Source organism: Parabacteroides sp. AM58-2XD, from assembly GCF_003463685.1.
GTDB classification, from domain to species: domain Bacteria; phylum Bacteroidota; class Bacteroidia; order Bacteroidales; family Tannerellaceae; genus Parabacteroides; species Parabacteroides segnis.
The window spans coordinates 34,022-53,535 of sequence record NZ_QSDP01000004.1 but is presented as its reverse complement, the minus strand read 5'-3'; the positions used below and the strand labels follow the sequence as shown (position 1 = coordinate 53,535).

At 42.9% G+C, this 19,514-nt stretch carries 17 protein-coding genes and 4 pseudogenes; 6 read left to right on the top strand and 15 right to left on the bottom strand.

From position 1 onward, the window contains the following. The first annotated feature begins 82 nt into the window (after nt 1-82). Nucleotides 83-718: a hypothetical protein gene (locus DXA15_RS01910; RefSeq protein WP_128132930.1), complete on the top strand. Its 636-nt coding sequence runs from the start codon at nt 83-85 to the stop codon at nt 716-718. A 144-nt stretch (nt 719-862) separates the two neighbouring features. Here the strand turns inward: DXA15_RS01910 and DXA15_RS01905 are convergent, their stop codons facing one another. After that, nucleotides 863-1,306: an META domain-containing protein gene (locus DXA15_RS01905; protein ID WP_007654936.1), complete on the bottom strand. Its 444-nt coding sequence runs from the start codon at nt 1,304-1,306 to the stop codon at nt 863-865. 5 nt (nt 1,307-1,311) lie between these two features. After that, entirely contained in the window at nt 1,312-1,689 is a 378-nt protein-coding gene (locus DXA15_RS01900; protein ID WP_233566674.1) for an META domain-containing protein, read from the bottom strand. 233 nt (nt 1,690-1,922) lie between these two features. Here DXA15_RS01900 and DXA15_RS01895 point away from each other — a divergent pair, with 233 nt between their 5' ends. Both DXA15_RS01895 and DXA15_RS01890 read left to right on the top strand, forming a co-directional pair. Further along, the gene (locus tag DXA15_RS01895; RefSeq protein WP_128132929.1) at nt 1,923-3,197 is read left to right on the top strand and encodes a peptidoglycan DD-metalloendopeptidase family protein; all 1,275 of its coding nucleotides are present in this window, start codon (nt 1,923-1,925) and stop codon (nt 3,195-3,197) included. A 131-nt stretch (nt 3,198-3,328) separates the two neighbouring features. Further along, on the top strand, nt 3,329-3,697 hold the full coding sequence (locus DXA15_RS01890; protein WP_007654943.1) for a YccF domain-containing protein: 369 nt from the start codon (nt 3,329-3,331) through the stop codon (nt 3,695-3,697). Here the strand turns inward: DXA15_RS01890 and DXA15_RS01885 are convergent. The 9 genes and pseudogenes from DXA15_RS01885 to ribD form a co-directional block, all read right to left on the bottom strand. After that, nucleotides 3,694-4,362 carry a M15 family metallopeptidase gene (locus tag DXA15_RS01885; RefSeq protein WP_128132928.1) on the bottom strand — a complete coding sequence of 223 codons (669 nt, stop codon included), beginning with the start codon at nt 4,360-4,362 and terminating at the stop codon, nt 3,694-3,696. The genes DXA15_RS01890 and DXA15_RS01885 overlap by 4 nt on opposite strands. Before the next feature lie 11 nt (nt 4,363-4,373). Next, nucleotides 4,374-5,207 carry a glutamate racemase gene (gene murI, locus DXA15_RS01880; protein ID WP_128132927.1) on the bottom strand — a complete coding sequence of 278 codons (834 nt, stop codon included), beginning with the start codon at nt 5,205-5,207 and terminating at the stop codon, nt 4,374-4,376. Between the two features lie 81 nt (nt 5,208-5,288). Then, nucleotides 5,289-5,791, bottom strand: a pseudogene (locus DXA15_RS01875) (OmpH family outer membrane protein). A 69-nt stretch (nt 5,792-5,860) separates the two neighbouring features. Then, complete coding sequence (locus tag DXA15_RS01870) at nt 5,861-6,376, bottom strand: OmpH family outer membrane protein (protein ID WP_007654951.1); 516 nt, start codon at nt 6,374-6,376, stop codon at nt 5,861-5,863. Between the two features lie 124 nt (nt 6,377-6,500). Further along, nucleotides 6,501-9,173: an outer membrane protein assembly factor BamA gene (gene bamA / locus DXA15_RS01865; RefSeq protein WP_128132926.1), complete on the bottom strand. Its 2,673-nt coding sequence runs from the start codon at nt 9,171-9,173 to the stop codon at nt 6,501-6,503. Between the two features lie 13 nt (nt 9,174-9,186). Then, nucleotides 9,187-9,929: pseudogene (locus DXA15_RS01860) on the bottom strand (isoprenyl transferase). Nucleotides 9,930-9,937: 8 nt separating this feature from the next. Next, on the bottom strand, nt 9,938-10,657 hold the full coding sequence (locus DXA15_RS01855) for a DUF6089 family protein (RefSeq protein ID WP_128132925.1): 720 nt from the start codon (nt 10,655-10,657) through the stop codon (nt 9,938-9,940). A gap of 79 nt (nt 10,658-10,736) precedes the next feature. Then, nucleotides 10,737-12,173 (bottom strand): DUF6242 domain-containing protein, encoded by a 1,437-nt coding sequence (locus DXA15_RS01850; RefSeq protein WP_199676187.1) that lies wholly within the window; start codon nt 12,171-12,173, stop codon nt 10,737-10,739. A gap of 64 nt (nt 12,174-12,237) precedes the next feature. After that, complete coding sequence (gene ribD, locus DXA15_RS01845; RefSeq protein WP_128132923.1) at nt 12,238-13,299, bottom strand: bifunctional diaminohydroxyphosphoribosylaminopyrimidine deaminase/5-amino-6-(5-phosphoribosylamino)uracil reductase RibD; 1,062 nt, start codon at nt 13,297-13,299, stop codon at nt 12,238-12,240. Nucleotides 13,300-13,353: 54 nt separating this feature from the next. Here ribD and prmC point away from each other — a divergent pair. The 3 genes and pseudogenes from prmC (at nt 13,354) to DXA15_RS01830 (ending at nt 15,356) form a co-directional block, all read left to right on the top strand. Then, a pseudogene (prmC, locus tag DXA15_RS01840) lies at nt 13,354-14,210 on the top strand (peptide chain release factor N(5)-glutamine methyltransferase). Continuing rightward, complete coding sequence (locus tag DXA15_RS01835) at nt 14,198-14,686, top strand: regulatory protein RecX (RefSeq protein WP_010801965.1); 489 nt, start codon at nt 14,198-14,200, stop codon at nt 14,684-14,686. The pseudogene prmC and the gene DXA15_RS01835 overlap by 13 nt, the downstream one beginning before the upstream one ends. Further along, complete coding sequence (locus DXA15_RS01830) at nt 14,670-15,356, top strand: ComF family protein (protein WP_199676186.1); 687 nt, start codon at nt 14,670-14,672, stop codon at nt 15,354-15,356. Before DXA15_RS01835 ends, DXA15_RS01830 begins: the two co-directional genes overlap by 17 nt. Before the next feature lie 41 nt (nt 15,357-15,397). Here the strand turns inward: DXA15_RS01830 and DXA15_RS01825 are convergent, their stop codons facing one another. The 4 genes and pseudogenes from DXA15_RS01825 to DXA15_RS01815 form a co-directional block, all read right to left on the bottom strand. Continuing rightward, nucleotides 15,398-15,730 (bottom strand): type II toxin-antitoxin system RelE/ParE family toxin, encoded by a 333-nt coding sequence (locus DXA15_RS01825; protein WP_048315111.1) that lies wholly within the window; start codon nt 15,728-15,730, stop codon nt 15,398-15,400. Further along, nucleotides 15,720-15,974: a hypothetical protein gene (locus tag DXA15_RS01820; RefSeq protein ID WP_128132922.1), complete on the bottom strand. Its 255-nt coding sequence runs from the start codon at nt 15,972-15,974 to the stop codon at nt 15,720-15,722. Before DXA15_RS01820 ends, DXA15_RS01825 begins: the two co-directional genes overlap by 11 nt. A gap of 295 nt (nt 15,975-16,269) precedes the next feature. Further along, nucleotides 16,270-16,497, bottom strand: a pseudogene (locus DXA15_RS25790) (DUF6383 domain-containing protein); the annotation flags it as partial. A gap of 23 nt (nt 16,498-16,520) precedes the next feature. Next, the gene (locus tag DXA15_RS01815) at nt 16,521-19,445 is read right to left on the bottom strand and encodes a hypothetical protein (protein ID WP_233566670.1); all 2,925 of its coding nucleotides are present in this window, start codon (nt 19,443-19,445) and stop codon (nt 16,521-16,523) included. Between the last annotated feature and the right edge of the window lie 69 nt (nt 19,446-19,514).

Here is a 19,514-nt window from a genome sequence, read left to right as displayed (position 1 = left end):
AGAAGAGGAGGGATCCAGATGATAAAACCATCTGGAACTCTCTTCTTGTAACTTTCTTATCATCACTCTTGATCCTAATAATATGAAATCGATTATTTTTCTATTCTTTATTTGTTGTAATTCACTTATCTGTTGGGCACAAGGAGTTCATACCAACTATTTATTTCCTGAATTTACTGATTCTTATATTTATTATAAAGATGGAAGAGTTTTTCAAGTACAGTCAAACTACGATCTTCTGAAAAACATGTTCCAATTCATCGACAAGGATAATGAGATAAAAGAATTTGCAGACCCTGAAATGATTGTATCCATAAAGATTGGAGAACAGATGTTCATATTAGTAGACAAGAATAAGGCAGCAGAAGTAATACAATCTGACCCACGAATTTTGGTTCAATATTCAGGTCAAAAACGAATAAAAAAAGACTTAACATTTGGAGGGAAAACAGAGACAGCTTCTGTTGATAGCTATTCCAATATGGTTTATGGAACAGGAGACGATACAAAAAACACTGTCATAACCAAATTAGAATATCAATTCTATATCGAAAAAAACAAACGGCTAAAACGATTCTCTACAGAAAAACAATTCTTGAAACTATTCCCTAAACAAAAGGAATTATTAAAGAAATACATTGACGAAAACAAAGTTGATTTCAATTCTATCGAACAAGTTGTAAAACTTTGCAATCACGCTTTTGGCATTGAAAAATAAAAAAAATACATTGGTGGTTTTTAGAACATACTGGTTTATACTATTGGCGAAGTAAACAACAACAAACAGGAATGTTCAATCTCTAAACCAAAGAGGTGGCCTCCTTCAACAGGGCCACCTCTCCTTTTTTATGAAATTACTTATTTATTTCTTTTCGATAACCATCAGCTTTCCATTATCGGTCCCGTAAAAAGCAATCGTATTCACGGGCTTTACATTTCCTTCCGCTTCGAAACGAACGACTTTATTCAGGGCTTCCAGAAACTCCTGTTCGCCTTTCAGATCAGGACACGCCATGCGCGTTGTGGCAACTTGCGGAAACTTAATGATGTTTTTCCGGGCTTCCGAATATTCGATATTGCCGTTCATCCGGTTACAACCGGCATTCCCAGACAAATGGTTACGGGCAACATCAATGACAATAAGCTGTTTGCTGTCTGCCGGATCAAGTTTCTTACCGTTCAGTTCCACTACACTCCATTCGCCATCCAGGTCTGAATAGGAAGCCACCACGGCTTTTTGTGATTTACAGGAAGCAAATACGGCTATCCCCACAACTGCCAGGCAGAGATATAAATACTTCTTCATACGGTTTAATTTTTAGATAAAACAAGCAATACGTTGCCGTCCTGGTCTACCAGGGTCATTTCGCTTTCTGAATTACCGGCTTTAACCGCTTTCACATCACCCATCGCTTTCATGATCGCATCTTCCGTTGCCATGTCCGGACAAGCCATCATTGTAGCAGCACCCGGTGCAATAGTGATCGAAGAAACATCGTTGGCATCTAATGTAATGGTTGTATTGAACATATTACAACCGGCATTACCATGCAATTTATTCTGAGCCATATCGAATTCCATATAGGGCAGTCCTTCTTTCAGAATCTTCTCGCCTTTTACTTCCACCACATTCCATTTACCTTCCAGTTTCTTTGCGTCTGTTTTGGCTTCAGAACAAGAAATCATCATCCAAGTACCATCGGGAGCATCAATACATAAAAAATCACTCTTTTCATAATCTATACTATTTGTTATATCACTTACAAGGATAAGACGCCAAATCCGTCCAAATTGTTCCCCAAAGATATTCTATTTAGTCAATATTAACAAATCTTCCCTTCTACGCTACTTCCATGCGCCTGATGCTTTACATAATTTTCCGTAAGTTTGCACCCGACGAACAAACTATAAATGAGGATATAATGAAGAGATCAGGCATTGCACCTATTTTGATTTTACTGTTCATAGTAGGTATCTCCTGCAAAAACACCCCTAAACAATGCGAAGAAGAAGTTGACAGCGAATGGATCGACAGCCTCCAACGCGTATATCAATACGGTATCTGCATCGATACACTCGACCTGAAAGAGTATAAGATGAAAAACGGTGATAATCCGGCTGCAATCTTCTCTAACCTCGGTTTCTCTGCCTTAATGGCTGACAGTATCAGCAGATCTTCCAAAGAAGTTCTGGACCCTACAAAACTTCAAGCGGGCATGCATTATTATACCTTCTCCATGCAAGACAGCACTGCACAAATACGCTACATTGCTTTTGCTAAATCGAAAACTGATTACGCAGTGATCGACTTTACCGGCGATACAATCAGTGCCTACGAGTTTAACAAGCCTATTACTTTAAAACGCCAGTACGTAGAAGGAACAATCAATTCTTCCTTATGGAACGTATTACAATCGAAAGGCGTAAACCCGTTGCTGGCGATCAATATTTCCGATGTCTTTGCCTGGCAAATAGACTTTTATGATGTAAAAGAAGGTGATTCTTTCCGTGTACTCTATGATATTGCTTATATCGACGACACAACTGCACTGAATATAAGCGGTATTCAGGGAGCAATTTTCACTCATCAGGGAAAAGACTTCGTCGCTATCCCCTTTACCCAGGACAGCGTATTCGAATACTTCGACCAGGACGGGAACAGTCTGCGTAAAGAATTCCTGAAAGCCCCGCTGGATATCTTCCGTATCACGTCACGTTTTACGAATGCCCGTTTCCATCCGATTCTGAAACGCTATCGCGCTCACCATGGGGTTGATTATGCAGCACCGGTCGGTACCCCGGTTAAAAGCATCGGAGCCGGAACCGTTATTGCCAAAGGATACCAGAATGGAGGCGGAAATTTCCTGAAAGTAAAACACAACTCCGTATATACCACCACTTATATGCATCTCAGTAAGTTTGCCAAAGGCATACAGGTGGGCAGTCATGTGCAGCAAGGTGAAGTGATCGCCTATGTGGGTTCTACCGGTCTCTCAACCGGTCCTCATCTCGATTTCCGTGTACACAAAAACGGCCAGCCGATAAATCCCCTGAACATAGAGGCACCTCCTTCATTACCTGTCAAAGCGGAACTCCGCGACAGTTTTGCTATCGTAAAACAACAGGTACTTGCCGAATTGGACAGTATGCAAACACGGCATATAGAAGTTGCCGATACACTTCTGATAACGGAATAAATATCCGGACAGGAAGGTTTCAAACGGATGCCTACCCGCGGATGAAGCGGTGCCTATCGGTTTCAGCTCCGATAACTATTGCTTTTAAGTAGAATTATGCTACATTTGTAGGAACTATAAATCATGCAAGTATGAAATTTTTAGGTAATATCATCTGGTTAATATTCGGCGGACTGATCACCAGTATTGAATATCTGGTTTCAAGCCTCCTGCTGATGGTTACGATCATCGGCATTCCATTCGGACTACAGACATTGAAACTGGCTCTGCTGGCTTTGTGGCCTTTTGGCAGCACGGTTACGGATAACGGCAATTCCGGAGGTTGCCTTTGCATTATCATGAACATTCTATGGATCATACTCGGAGGTTTCTGGATCTGCCTGACACACCTGGGATTTGGGTTACTGCTGTGCATCACCATCATCGGTATCCCCTGGGGAAGGCAACATTTCAAGATGGCAGCCCTTGCCCTGACTCCTTTCGGTAAGAATATCAACTAATCCAAAACAGGATAGTTTTGCCGGGCTTCTGCCCGGCTGCAAGCATTGAAATACCACCATTCATAAGGAATGATGCGGAACCCGGCATTTCTCATGATCCGGCGAAGCAAACGCCGGTTATCATAGGCTGTGCGATCTATTTTCCCGGCATCCAATAAAACCTCTTCATTATTCGTATGAGCCTCTTCGCCAAAGAAATCGAATGGCGTTCCCATAGAAAGGGGAGCGCCTGTTTTATCAAAAATAGTAACATCTACCGCCATTCCATAATTATGCAATCCTCCGCCATTAGCCGGATTACTGACATAATTCACCTTATCGGTTCCGCGAACAAGTGCCCACATTTTACGTTGTACGGACATCGGTCGGGCCGCATCATAAACAACCAGCGTAAGGTCGGGATTTTCTTTTTTCAACAGCCGTTGAGCGGCCACAAGTTTCCCGGCGGCATCCGGATGAAGCCAGGCACGTGTGATTCCGGAGTAAACAGCTTCTCCCATAAAATTATCGGGAGTTGCATAAACCAGTTGTACACGAATGGTAGAATCCTGTGCAGAGATATCGACCAGTCCTTTATTGCGCAGATAGGTATCCAGTTCTTCCGCATCGGCACAGGCACAAACAAACAGTACCGCTAACAGGAATATATGCTTCGGCCACTTCATCGGATTCTTTTTTAATCAATAGATATCTGCTCCACTTCTATCGGATCATTCAGGAAGACTGAGGCTGCCTCCGAGAATTTCGCGGCAGACTCCGTAGTCAGGAAACGGCATTCTCCGCTACGGGTAAGTCGGCAGTCCATTTCCGGATGCCTGTTTAAATAATCTTTCAGGCTCTCTGCCACGTATTCTCCCTGCGCAAAGACGGTTATCCCCTGCGGCAAATACTGTCTGATTTTGCCGATTAAAAGCGGATAATGCGTGCACCCCAGTACCAGCGTATCTATCCGGTGATCGACTGACAGAATATGATCCAGATGTTTTTGTACAAAATAATCCGCACCGGGAGAACCGAACTCATTGTTCTCAACTAATGGAACCCACATCGGACAGGCCTCTCCAGTCACAGTGATATGAGGAAACATTTTCTCTATCTCCAGTGAATAGGAATGTGAAGATATTGTTCCGGCTGTCCCCAGAATACCTATATGTTTTGTAATGCTGACCTGATCCATCATTTCCACCGTCGGACGAATAACTCCCAACACACGGCGGGCAGGATCCCAGTCCGGCAGATCACGCTGCTGAATGGTACGCAGGGCTTTTGCCGATGCCGTATTACACGCCAGAATCACTAACTGACACCCCTCGGAAAACAATTTCATTACGGCCTGGCGGGTGAAACGGTAAACCACCTCAAATGAACGTGGTCCATAAGGTGTACGTGCATTATCGCCCAGATAAATATAGTCATACTCAGGCATTGCCTGGCGAATCTTATCAAAGACAGTCAATCCACCATAGCCAGAGTCAAAAATCCCAATAGGTCCTGCTTTTTGTGAAAACATATTTCTTCCTTCTTTATATAATACAACAAAGGATGCCCTCCATAGAAAGGCATCCTTTGTTATATCTCTAATTAGAATCTATTATTTCAAGCCTAATTTAGCTTTTACCAACGGAGTAGCATCGATTGCAGCATTGCCGGTATAAAGTACGATACCAGGATTGTTATCGATGATATAAGCATAGCCTTTTTCATCACCTACAGCTTTGATAGCATTTCTAAGCTTATCCTGGATCGGAGCCAACAATTCCTGCTGTTTTTTATTCATATCCTGTTGTGCAACCTGTGTAAAGTTTTCAACACGCTGACGAATATCTTCCAATTCCTGTGTTCTTCTCAGTTTGATGTTTTCAGTCATTGAATCCTGCTGAGCGATATAATCTGTATATTTCTTTTGGAATTCATCCTCCATCGTCTTCATTTCGCCCGCATATTTGTCATTCATCTGCTTCATTGTTTCCTGCATAGCAGTTATTTCCGGCATAGCATCATAATTTCCTGCGAATTAACAATTGCCACCTTTGCTTCCTGAGCAAAAACTCCTAACGGGAGGATCATCAACAAAAAAATAATCAGTTTCTTCATTTTCTATAAAATATTATTGTTATTAATCAATCATGTTATTTTGTGCATAAAGCGCACAAATGTAAGCATTTATTTTGAATATCCTAACTTTAACAGCACTTCATTGCTGATATCTATCTTCGGAGAAGCAAAAATAATACTCATCGCCGAAGCACGGTCAACAACGAGTTGATACCCCTTGTCTTCCGAAATCTCTTTTACGGCATTATAGATTTCATCCTGGATAGGCTTCATCAGGCTTTCACGCTTCTTGTACAACTCGCCTTCCGGTCCGAAATACTGACGTTTCAGGTCCTGTGCTTCCTGCTCCTTCTTCACAATCTCCTCTTCACGCTTCGTTTTCATCTCAGCAGAAAGGAATACCAAATCACTCTGATAGGTCTTATACATGTTTTGTGCTTCCTGCTGGATAGCTTCCACCTCATTCTGCCATTTCTTCGATACCTGGCTCAACTGTTCGTTCGTCATCTCATAAGCCGGAATATTTTTTAGTATATACTCCATATCTATCAAGGCAAACTTTTGTGCCATACCGGCAAAAGAGCAAAGGAGCATCATACAACTCAAAACAATAATCTTCTTCATACGCTTTCTTTTTATAGTTTCACTCTCTGACTGCAAATATAGCAGAGGGTTTACTTTGTTCCAACGAATTATGGTTAACGCTTGACGATGAATTGTTAATTTTAAATTAATCCATTGTTTATTATTAGAACTCCTGTCCGATGATGAAGTGGAAGTTGCTTCCACCTGCACTACGTTGTCCATCCACCTTGTCGAAACCATACGCCCAGTCGATACCCATCAAACCGATCATCGGTAAGAAGATACGTACACCGACACCGGCAGAACGTTTCAAGTCAAACGGATTGAAACTCTTCAAATCTCGCCATGCATTACCTGCTTCAGCAAATACAAGACCGTAAATCGTAGAAGACGGTTCCAACAGGAACGGATAACGCAATTCCATTGCCAAACGAGAGTAAGCATAACCGTAAGAGTTATATCCACCGTTACCGGCAATACTACCATTTTCGTAACCTCTCAAACCAATCGTTTCAGTCGCGTAAGTACTGGAATATCCACTCATACCGTCACCACCCATATAGAATGTTTCAAACGGAGAACGTTTGTGCTTGTTGTAAGATCCCAGGAATCCGTATTCAACACGTGTCATCAATACCGGTGTACGTTTGATCGCTCTCGGAGCCAACGGAGAGAAGATCTTTGCTTTGAACTTCCATTTATGATACTCGATAAACTTAAACTTATCAGGATTATCGTCCGACATATTAGCATAATCCTTTCCGTCCCATAAAGAATAAGGAGGAGTAGCACTGACTGACATAGAGAACTGTGAACCGCTACGAGTATACAACGGGTTGTCGATAGAGTTACGCTGCAACATCAATTCCAGGTTTACATTGTGGCAAGTACCGTTCTGCACCAGGAAGTATGCCCAGTCATGCATGATATACATCTGATAATTCAATGTAGCCATAAACTGGAAATAGTCATCCGGCCAGTTCAGACGCTTACCGTAACCGGCAGAAAGACCGAACATCATGATAGATTTATCCGGGTCGTATGCCAATTCATAATTATTATTATAATAACCGCCATAATTACCATAGTAACCGCCATACATGCTGCTTCCGTAATAAGGATATCCCCCAAAATAATTCGACATGCTGTTATTATAGTAGTTACTACTGATATCAGTCTGTTTGGAGAAATAAGCACTTACAGAAAGTGTATTCGGACGTCTTCCGCCGAACCACGGGTCCATAAATGAAATACTATAAGCCTGATAGTAGCGACCATTAGTCTGTCCGCTCAATGTCAATGTCTGACCTTCACCCTGCGGGATAATACCTTTATAAGTTTTCGGGTTCAGGAAGTTCTTCATGGAGAAGTTCGTAAACTTCAGACTCAACTTACCGATCACACCTGTTTGTCCCCAACCGGCCGAGAACTCAATCTGGTCGTTTGCCTTCGATGTCAGGTTATATTGGATATCTACAGTTCCGTTATCAGGATCAGGTATCGGCTTCGGCTCCATATTTTCCGGGTCGAAATGTCCCATCTGGGCAATTTCACGAACGGAACGCATCAAGTCTTCACGGCTGAACAACATACCTGGCTTGGTACGAAGCTCACGACGTACGATATCTTCATACAAACGGTCGTTACCATTAATAATTACACGGTTGATGGTAGCCTGCGGGCCTTCCTGAATACGTACTTCCAAAGAGATAGAGTCGTTATCCACATCCACTTCTACCGGGTCGGCACTGAAGAAGATATAACCATTATTATAATACACATTGGAAACTGCATCTTCGTCTGTCGTCAAACGTTCATTCAACTTCTTCTGGTTATACACCTCTCCCGGTTTCATACCCAGGATTGCTTCCAGATAATCAGAGGCATACTGTGTATTACCCACGAAACGTATATCTTTCAGATAATATTTATCACCTTCTTCTACCTTCAGGAAGATGTCGACTTTCTTTTCATTAAAGTTGACAACACTGTCCGATAGCAGCACTGCATCACGATAACCGTGTTCGTTGTACTTAGCGATAATATTATTCTTATCGTTCTCGTATTCTTCTGTAGTGAACTTCTTTGTACTGAATGCTTCCAAGATACTGGTTTTCCAGTCGTTCGGAAGACTGAACTTTTCATTCGTCTTCTTCATCGCCTTCTTCAAGTCCCTTGCTGATAGAGCTTCATTACCTTCGAAGTAAATACGGTGGATCTTTGTCTTTTCGTTCTTATCGATATTAATATCAACGATCACCTCACCTTCTTTCGACAAGTCGTCACGCTGTACAATATCAACGTCTACATTCTTAAAACCTTTGCCGTCAAAGAACTTCTGAATAACGATCTTTGCACGGTCCATCAGGTTGGGAGTCACCTGAAAACCTTTCTTCAAACCCAACTTGGCCTCAAGGTCTTCCCTCTCTCCTTTCTTGATACCATGATAATTTACTTCCGATATACGGGGACGTTGTTTCAACTGAATTTCCAGCCAAACTTGGTCACCTTCAATCTTGGTTGCCAGGATTTTTACATCCGAGAACAATCCGTGTTTCCAAAAACGCTTTACCGCTGTTGTAATCTCACCTCCGGCGTCGGGGATAGTTACCACGTCACCTACCGATAATCCGGAGAAACCGATTAACACGAAATCATCATAATTCTTAATACCCGTCACCTTAATATCGGCAATCTTATACCGCTTCGGCGTCGACGAATAATTAATGACCGGCACTTCTGCCGGTACTTCAACCTGGGTAGTGTCACTTTCCTGGGCAAATGCTCCGCAGGCAAAACCTAGGAAAATAAAAAACAGCACTATTCTTTTGTACATATAACAGCTATTGTTATAAGATTAATTGCTCACTTGTCTTACCGAAACGGCGTTCACGTTGCTGGTAATACAATATAGCTTCATACAACTCTTCTTCTCTGAATGCCGGCCAAAAAACATCGGTAAAGTAGAACTCCGCATACGAACATTGCCACAGCAGAAAGTTACTGATGCGTTTTTCTCCTCCGGTTCGAATCAGCAGATCCGGATCGGGAATGCCTTTGGTCGTCAGGTGGTCCGAGACCACTGTCTCGGTTATATCGTTGGGGTTTATTTTCTTTTCCAGTACTTGGACGGCGAGCTGTCTGACAGCTTCTGTTATTTCCCAGCGGGAAGAATAACTAAGAGCCAATACCAGGGTAGTTCCCGTATTAGCAGAAGTTTGTTTAATACAATCCAGCAACGTTGCGTGCGCATCCTCCGGCAGACGGTCCAAATTACCGATCGCCATCAGACGTACATTATTTTTCATCAGATCCGGAGTTTCACGATGGATGGCAGAGACGAGCAGGCTCATCAACGCTTTCACCTCCGCTTCAGGCCGGTTCCAGTTTCTGTCGAAAATGTGTACACTGTCAGGTACTTCAGTCCAATCGTCGTTGCCGCCTCTACCACTTTACGTACGGAAATAACGCCCTCCTGGTGTCCATAGCTCCGGTCTTTCCCTTGCGCTTTGGCCCAACGTCCGTTTCCATCCATAATAATCGCCACATGTTGCGGCAAGCGATCTTTGTCTATTTCCTCTATCAATGACATAGTGTTTCTCAGTATCTAAACGTACTGTTGCTGTTTATACTATTACATGGCCTGTTACGCGGACCGAAGTCCCAGGTAACAGATAGCAGTAAAAATGAATACCAATCTTTGTTCTTCAAGAAACTGCCACTTATCTGATACGGATTATCCAGTATTGCATTATCCCCGTTCGTAACATCGAATTTATCTCCGAACAATTTACGGAACGAGAACTCGCACCCCAGGTTAATCCTGTTCTTGATCTTATACTTCACGCCTACCCCTAACGGGATATTCGGTCCGAAAAACGCGTCATTACCTGTTCCGTATGTAATTCCTAATCCCAGGAATACATAAGGAGTGAAGCGCTTCGCCCCTGCATAAGCAAATTTATCACTGTACGGAAAGAAGTTAAACTCCATCTGTCCGCCCAGTTCTACCAGGCTACGGCTGAACGATGCCTGCGCATTGTCCGGAAAAACATTTTCCAGTCCTTCCGTGCTGCCTGAAACCTGTCCCCACATCAGATTGCCTTTGAAAGCCCATCTGAAGTTGGCATTATAACGGAATACTGCTCCCACTGCCGGATTCATTCCTTTAAAGAAAGCATTCTTGTTGGCATCCCCCATATAGTAAGCGCCACCGGCCATTCCGCCTATTTCATATTTATATTCCTGTGCGTGGAGACCGGTAAATGAGCCGGCCATCAGTATCAGTATAAGAATCCGTTGAAAAAAAGTTGAAGTCATATGCAATGCTGTTATGTTCTACACCTCTTTTTCTAACGCTAAATTCTTCCTAAAATTATACTTTCCTCCACGAACTTTCTCAATCCTTAAAACCTAAACGGTTTATACGGCCTTTCCAGATCTGGTCCAGATCATTTGCATTATTATTCTCTTTACCGCCGAAAATTAGCATAAAATTCTCTTTATCCACTAAAACGGAAGCAAAACCTCTCGCTTTATAATCTTCCGGCATCACAGTCAGCGTGTCCGACAATGTCCATGTCACACCTCTGTCTATGGAGAAATAAATATCTTTAAATGCTTTATTCGATTCACCAATACCACCTATCAGGCAGAACTTATCATCATAAGCAGAAAGCATTACGCCTTCTCTCTTATCAAAATAATCAGATTCTATATCGGTCAACAAAACCCACTGATAACCATTCATGGTACTCCAAGCTGAATTTAGCAGTTTGCCGTTCTTGTCTTTTCCAGCAACCACTGTTAAATTGTTTTGTTTACTACTGGTCGAATAAGATGCCAGCGAACCAAAACCTGTAACCGGGAAGTTGTCATAAACAGCTTCACCAAGCTGCCATTCCTTCAAATTATTTAGAGAAGCAAAACTCAACACTCCGTTATTATCAACAATAGCAGACAAGAACGAAGGTTGTTTCAGACTACCATCATTGACAGCCTCAATCGCACCCAATAAAGTTTTCACAGAGTAATTCTGCTCAACAAGCGTCCAGTCCTGTCCGTTAACAGAGCAATAGAGCGCCCCTTTGGTTGTAGGCACAAATAAAGCGTCTTCATACTCAGTCATCTGAGAAAGACGAACCTCACCAGCCGGCAGACCGTTCAATGTCATTTCCGTCCAGCTTTTTGCATCGGAAACAGAAGAACTATATAATGAATATCCTTTGCTTGCATCAGTTCCCTGTACGTACATATAATAATATTCATTATTCTCTTCACCCCATGTAACCACTTTTTGTTCTTTCACTGGGAATCCTAAAACGCTAGAATCATACAGTTCCCAACTCATGGAATCGGGCACCACCTGATGAACATTTATTTGAGCGTTATACACTTTCTTTGTAATACCGTCGTATGCGGCAGTTACAAATTTAACGGGTTTGGAGAAGTCCAAAGAGTCTTCCCTATTCCAGAAAAAAGTAGAGTCAGGCAAAGCATCCTGAGTCACTTCGATTGTATAGGTGCCCGTTGCTACAGACACTGTACAAATAACTTTCTCGACCTCTGTACCAAACGGCAGAGAGTCCGGGTTAAAAATACGTCCGTTTACCTGATCGATCACAAACTTCACTGTATCCACCTTGACACCAAGAATTGAATCATTCTTCACAGAAAACGAAGTTATCTGACAATCCTTAGGTATCTCATACTCCTGATCGTCTGAATTCAGACAAGAAGACAGAAACAATGCAATACATCCCGCTACAAATAGTACTATTCTATTTTTCATCCAAAAATAAGTTTGTTGCATATAAAGCCACAAAAGTAGAAACATTTTTTGCTTTATTCCCAATATCGGCTAATATTTATAATATTTTAGTTCCGTTAAACTACTTCGCTCACTGATTTTTCCGTGAGAAAACAGTGATTACGTGGTTCTGAACTTTTTTCACGTCCGTTAACGACAAAGATGCCACCCTGTTCAAATCCGGTGCTTTTACACCCGATTCCAGATTGACAGGGGCTGTTTCAACCAATATCTGATCCCATAAATTCTCCTCCAGAAAATGCTCAAGAAGCACAGCTCCCCCTTCCACCATCAACGAATTTAATTTACGGATATACAATTCGTGCATCACCTGCGGCAAGACAGGCTGTGAAAAATCGAGGGTGACATACTCCACATTCTCCCCGTTTTCCGCTTTTCCGGCAGTAAAGACCAGTGTTTTCACTGTTCCGTCAAACAAATGATAATGCGAGGGAATACGTAAAGTCCGGTCGAGCACCACCCTGACAGGTGAGTTTCCAGCCCAATGCCGTACCGTTAACGAAGGGTTATCCAGGAAAGCCGTCTGCGTCCCGACCATGATAGCCGCCACATTCGCCCGCAAAGAATGCACCCTGCGCATCGTCTCCGGTGAAGACAATACGACAGCCGGTGAGGTATTATCCGTCCGCCCACGGTCCATAAAACCGTCCGCACTCTGCGCCCATTTCAAATAAATGTAAGGCCGCCGCTTTTCCTGAAAAGTCATAAACACCCGGTTCAACTCCCGGGCTTCCTTTTCCATCACACCGGTTACCACATCCACACCTGCTTCACGCAGCATCCGTACCCCTCTTCCCGACACTTCCGGAAACGGATCCAGACACCCGATCACCACACGCGGTATCCGCTTTTTTATGATCAACTCCGCACAGGGAGGTGTCTTCCCATAGTGCGAACAGGGTTCCAGGCTTACGTATATCGTAGCCTCTTTCAACAAAGACTCATCACGAACCGAAGCGATTGCATTCACCTCGGCATGCGCTTCGCCATATTTCCGGTGATAGCCTTCTCCGATAATTTTACCCTGATGCACGATCACGGCTCCAACCATCGGATTCGGTGCCACATTGCCCGCTCCGCCACGGGCTAGTGAAATACAACGAGCCATATATTTATTCTCAACCTCGACCATTTTCTTTGCTTATAAATGGTTTTTGCATTACTTTTGCATTAAAATTAAATTGATATGACTGGGACTGTCGCCTATATACAAAATACGCTCAAAGATTATTATCCGCCAAGTGAAATTAAAGCATTCATTCGTTTGATAATGGAACGCGTTTGCGATATTCAGCCGCACCAATTCTTACTCTGCAAAGATAAAGAATTATCTGAGAAGGAGAAGACACAGATTTATAATATCGTAGAACGATTGGTAAAATATGAGCCGATCCAATATATTTTCGGTAAAACAGACTTTTACGGATTTGAGTTTCTAGTGAACCCGTCAGTGCTGATCCCCCGTCCGGAAACGGAAGAATTGGTGGAATTGATCGTACACGATTATGCCAAAAAGAGTATTGACATCCTGGATGTAGGTACCGGTAGCGGCTGCATTGCCATCACTTTAAGAAAATTACTGAAGAAAGCACAGGTTTCAGCACTCGACATCTCTCCGGAGGCGTTGAAAATAGCCAAAAGAAATGCTGGGATCAACCGCGTACAGTTGACTTTCTACGAAAAAGATATCCTCCAGCCATCCAAAACGGCTGATTCCATAGAAGATGAATTCGATGTCATCGTCAGCAACCCTCCCTATGTCATGGAGAAGGAAAAAGCGGAAATGGAGAAAAACGTGCTTGATTACGAACCTTCGCTAGCACTGTTCGTACCCGACGACAACCCGTTGTTGTTTTACAATAACATCGCCCGCTTTGCCGAACAGAAACTGAAAAAGAAAGGCTACCTCTATTTCGAGATCAACGCACAGATGGGCGAAGCCGTGGTAAATAGCTGCGCATGATGGAATTCAAGAATGTGGAACTGATACAGGACCTATCGGGTAAAGACCGCTTCGTAAAGGCACAGACATGGAACAGATAACCGAACCCGAAATGCTACGCCGCGCAGCCGCTTACTGCTCGACTGCCGAACGCTGCATCCAGGATGTACAAAAAAAGATTAAAGCCGCCGGCCTCTCCCAAGAGGAAGGCGAGCGAATCATTGCACGTCTGCTCCAGGAAAAATTCATTGACGAACATCGTTTCGCCCGTTATTTCGTAAACGACAAACTGCGTTTCAACAAATGGGGACGCATCAAAATCGCATACGAACTTCAAAAAAGGAATATCCCTGCCCCCATCCGTTCGGAAGCGCTGGAAGGGATAGACGAAAAAGAATATGCCGATATCCTCCAATCGTTGCTGAAGGCGAAAAAGAAATCGACCAAAGGCAAAGATGAACGGGATATCTACATCAAACTTCTCCGTTTTGCTGCCGGCCGTGGCTTTGAAAGCCGGGAAGCATCCCGTTGTCTGAAACAATTATTCAACGGGAACGATTATGAGGAAGATTTTTAATGACCTGCTACACCTCTTTTTTCCTAAGCTCTGCATGCTGTGCCAGATGCCTCTCGTCGGAGGGGAAGAACATATCTGCCTGAAATGTCTTTGCGACCTGCCCCGTACAGGACACAATTTTCTGGAAGAGAACCCCGCCACCTACCTGTTCGGCGGAAAAGTCCCGGTTTACCATGCAGCCGCTTTCCTGCATTACGAAAAAGGTGGCCATGTGCAACAGCTTATCCATTCCCTGAAATACCACGACAACCGTGAGATCGGTTTCCGCCTGGGACGTATGGCCGGCCTGAGGTATCAAAAAGCGATCCTGTCAGACCGCCCGGACCTTCTCCTCCCCGTCCCGCTCCATCCCAAAAAGCGGAAACAGCGCGGCTACAACCAGTCCGAATGGATCGCCCGCGGCCTCAACACCCTTTTGAAACTCCCGATCGACACCACCAGCCTCCGACGCACAAAAGAGACAGAAACACAGACGCACAAACAGACTTACGACCGTTGGCTGAATATGCAGAATATTTTCTCTGTCGTCGACCGCGAAGTCCTGGCAGGAAAACACATCCTCCTTATCGACGATGTCATCACCACCGGATCGACCATCGGAGCATGTGCCGAAGCACTGCTGACGATCCCGGGAGTACAGGTGAGCGTGCTGGCGATAGCGATGGCGTAAAAAAAACAAGGTGAATTTCCACACAGGAATTGTAAACAAAATTAAATTTCTTTCAACAAGAGAGAGATTTCTTTCTCGGTAATAGTATTTTGCTCTGCTTTGTCGTAAATGGCGAGAAGAGTGATTATACCTTCTTCCACGCTAATAATTGTAGTATAAGTAATTACTCGTGCTCCATGGCTTTTACCTTTTCCTTTGTCGCTAATAGCCATGCGCACTTTACGGACACCGTTGCCCAAATCGGCACCGACAGTGGGATTTTGCATTAATTCTTTAACAAGTTCCCGAAGATCGCTTTTCAACGATTTGTACTTTTTAGCCAACTTCTTGACCTTTTTGTCAAAGCTTGGCAAGGTATCAATACTATAATTCATTGAGCAGCTCTTCTACGGGACGACTTTTCAGTTTCCCCTGTTTCGTCAACTTTAGTTCCCGCAATCCATCCCTGATATCATCCAGGATTTCCTCTTTTTCTTTGGCAGACATTTCTTCTTTTGCCATTCTCTCGCTTTTGAGCCGCTGGAGATATTTTTGAAGTTTCTTCATTGCCTCATTGTCATCTAGCAAAGATGCTACATCTTGCAATACCGACTGTTGCAATTGTATTGTATTACTCATACTTTCATCCTTTCTTTTTAGTTATAACACAAAGATAGGATAAAACTTCACAATATGCTAAGTCTTTATTTATAAAAACACGAAAGCCCCGGCTGGAAATCCAACCGGGGCTTTGTTTTTGTCTGTTTTCACTCTTCACAGAGGTAGAACAGAAGAACTTTATTTCATTACTTTAGTATTAATATTTACCGCTTGTTCGCCCTTCACGGGGTACTTACTGTGAGGGCGGTTCGCGAACCGCCTCTACGATGCGCGGTAAAAAATTTAGAATTTTATTTTGATTATAAATTACTTTTTATTTTACGATTGCTTTTACAGCAGCTTCGCCTTCAACAGCTACTACAACTACACCTGCAGGAGCAGCGATGGTAGCTTCAGAAGAGCTAACAACTGTGTTGGCAATTGTCTGACCAAGTACGTTAGTGATTACTACGTTCTTGCCTTCAGCACCCTTAACGATTACACCACCGTCTGTTGCAATTACTTTAACAGTAGTAGTTTCTACGCCTTCGTTAGCTGTCGGAGTTTCGCCTTCAGCAGCAGCCATTACTTCAAATTCAGCGGCTTGATCAATTTCAGAAACCAATACAGGAACTGTGTTGTGGATACGTACATAACGTGTGTTCCATCCTTATCCTGGTTTTCGATGATAAATGCAGCCTTGTCACCTTCCGGATCAACAGAGCGGTCAACCAACTTGAATGCAAATGCAGCCGGAGTTGCGTCGATCTGTTTGCCATCTTCATTAGAGAAGATGATAGAGTCGTTTGCAAACCAGTTAGTTTCAGCACCATTAGAGCTTTCGATCACCAATGTATCTGCAATATGTTTAGCCGGTACAAATGCCAGACGAACATCACCCTGGTATTTAGCCTGCGGATAGATTTCTGTTGAGTCATCCAAAGCTACCAAATAGTCAGCAGTGCGGTAAGCAGGAGTCGCAACTTTTGTTGCATGTTCGCAATCATATCCATGTTCCGGACATGGGATAATCTCTTCACCTGCTTCCTGATATTCGCTACGTACAGCCAGCATATACAACGGTTTACGAGTATTGTTACGGATGTATGCAGTATCTACCAAGAACGGTAACTGAGCATTTGCAGGTTTGTCAGCCAAGTTAGTTTCACCTAAGAAGTTCAAGCAAGCTTCACCATTCTGAGCATTGCGGTTTCCAGTGTTTTCATACAAGAACTGATTTTGATCGTTTGTACGGAAGAACTTCAAGATGTTCAGTTCGCCTTCGATATCATTGTAACCATCTTTTACTGTTACACCCAAGCGACGGTATTCAGGACGGTTGTTGTCATTAACTTCGAACAAGGTGTTCTTGTTTGCGCTATATACACATTCCTGCTGATACATATAAGAATCGTCTGTTCCTACATAAGCTTTACCTTTCAAAACAGAAGTAGTTGCTTCAACCAAATTGAAATGTTTATCAGCCTTACGGATAACCACATTAGTACCTGCTTCTGCAGCCCAAGAAGCCTTTTCACCAGCCAAGCTGAAGAAAGTCTCACCAACGTTGAATGTGTAAATCGGAGCTTTCAGTTCCGGTTCGTTCTTTTTCAACTGACCACCTTCGTAATAGTTTATCAAAGATTTCACAACATAATCACCAGTCTTTGTAGCTGTAAATTCTACTGCATCAACAGAAGTACCAACGATAGCATTTTTAGCATCATTCATACCAACCTTAGCATAGCCTTCGAATACATTTGACCAGAAAGACATTTCGAATGACTTTTCCTTCAATTCCGCTGCATCTTCAGCCAGATATTTGTAATATAGTTTGCTGTCATCTACCGACACGAATTTGATTTCGTAGTCTTTACCCTTCCAAACATAGATGTTATCAGTTTTATCACCATTTTCACGCAATTCATTCTTAGTGATAGTTAATTTAACATCTTTGTCTTCACGGTTTACAATTGTGTACACTTCTGTTTCTTCGTTGTAAGCAATAGCCCACTGTTTTTCCAAATCGTTAGCTACAGTCTTAGTCCAAACATATTCATTATCGCATGTTGCAGCCAAGAATTCATCATCTCCTGTACCTTCTTCATTCAGCGCTTTGATTACAGCAAATTTGTTCTGTAAGAATTCTTTCGGATTAACGATGTTGTTAGCACCCAAAGTGATGGTCGGCCATGATTCTTCAAGAACCTCATCTTTACCAATATTTGCACTTGTTGTCAAAACAACTTTGTCACCCAATGTCTGAACGAACAGGTTACCGAATGCTTCAGTAGCGTCACTAGCAGCAAATACAGTAACTAAAACAATCTTGTCTTCTGCACAACCTGCATATTGAGTGAATTCGAAATAAGACAACTGATTAGCTCCAACTGTTTTCACCAAATCAAACTTAGCACCTCTGTTATCAGGAGCACCTAAGTTTGAACCCCATTTTTTTGTCTTGTCCAGGACAACAAATTTGTCATCGCTCTTCAACTGGAAGCGAGTAGGTTCTCCCTCTACAGCTACTGCAACCAAGTCGCCAGCGAATGCTTCAGCACCTTCGATTTCAGCACCACCATTGATTGTCATATTGAAACCGTCGTTCAACAGGGCGTTCAGCTTATCAGCGCTCAGTTTAACGATCGGAGATTTGTAGATACCAAAGTTAGCAGCAGTACCTACTTGAAGATCACTACCCAGCAACTGACCTTCGCCAACACCCAGTGTGAAGCTAGCAGGAGAACCAGCCACAATGAAGTTGTCACGCTTTTCGATTACCAAAGCCTTACCAGTAGCTTTGTTTGTGAATTTGTAAGTTACAGTTTTACCGTCAGCAGCTGTACCTGTTGTTACTGCCCACAGTACCTGATCCAACTCAGCTTCTTCAACCATTGCACCAGTAGTACCATCAGCTTTCAAAACATGGGTACCGTCAGCAGCAATAACATAGTATTCGTTAGCTGTGATAGTTGTCTGCAAAGGCAGGTTTTCGCCAGCAAATTTAACATCGTCGTTGTAAACAACGAAAGTCAGATCTTTAGAATCTGCCGACATTGTATAACCAGGGTAAGGAACACGAACATTACCTTCCGCATCCATATGCAATTTGCCATTAAAAGTGTCAACACCTGGCAAACAAACCAACTGACCTCCCTCTATCTTAAATTGTAGCTTCGTACCATTGACACCAAAAGATAGATAACCAGTAGCGTCAGTTTCAGTTCCGGCATACTGCAGATAAGTGTCTCCACTTTTCAAATAATAAACACCATCTTTATCTGCCACTGCTTCCAGTTCAAATGTAACTTTGTCACTAGTCACTTCAGCAGCGTCAGCAACTTTCATGCTAGAAATATTCCAGATTTTCATCTGATCGCCCTCAACAACCGTACCAATGGCATACTTACCACCGATCGCAGGAGTTGTTTTCACAATCGCTGCATCCAATGTTGTCCAAGCCCCAGCCAGCAGAAGGCTGACCAAAAGAGTAGAAAACTTTTTGTTCATAATCAATAAATTTAATATTAATAATAGTGTTATAAAAGTTCTATCTGTAGGAGCGTCAAAATGTCACAA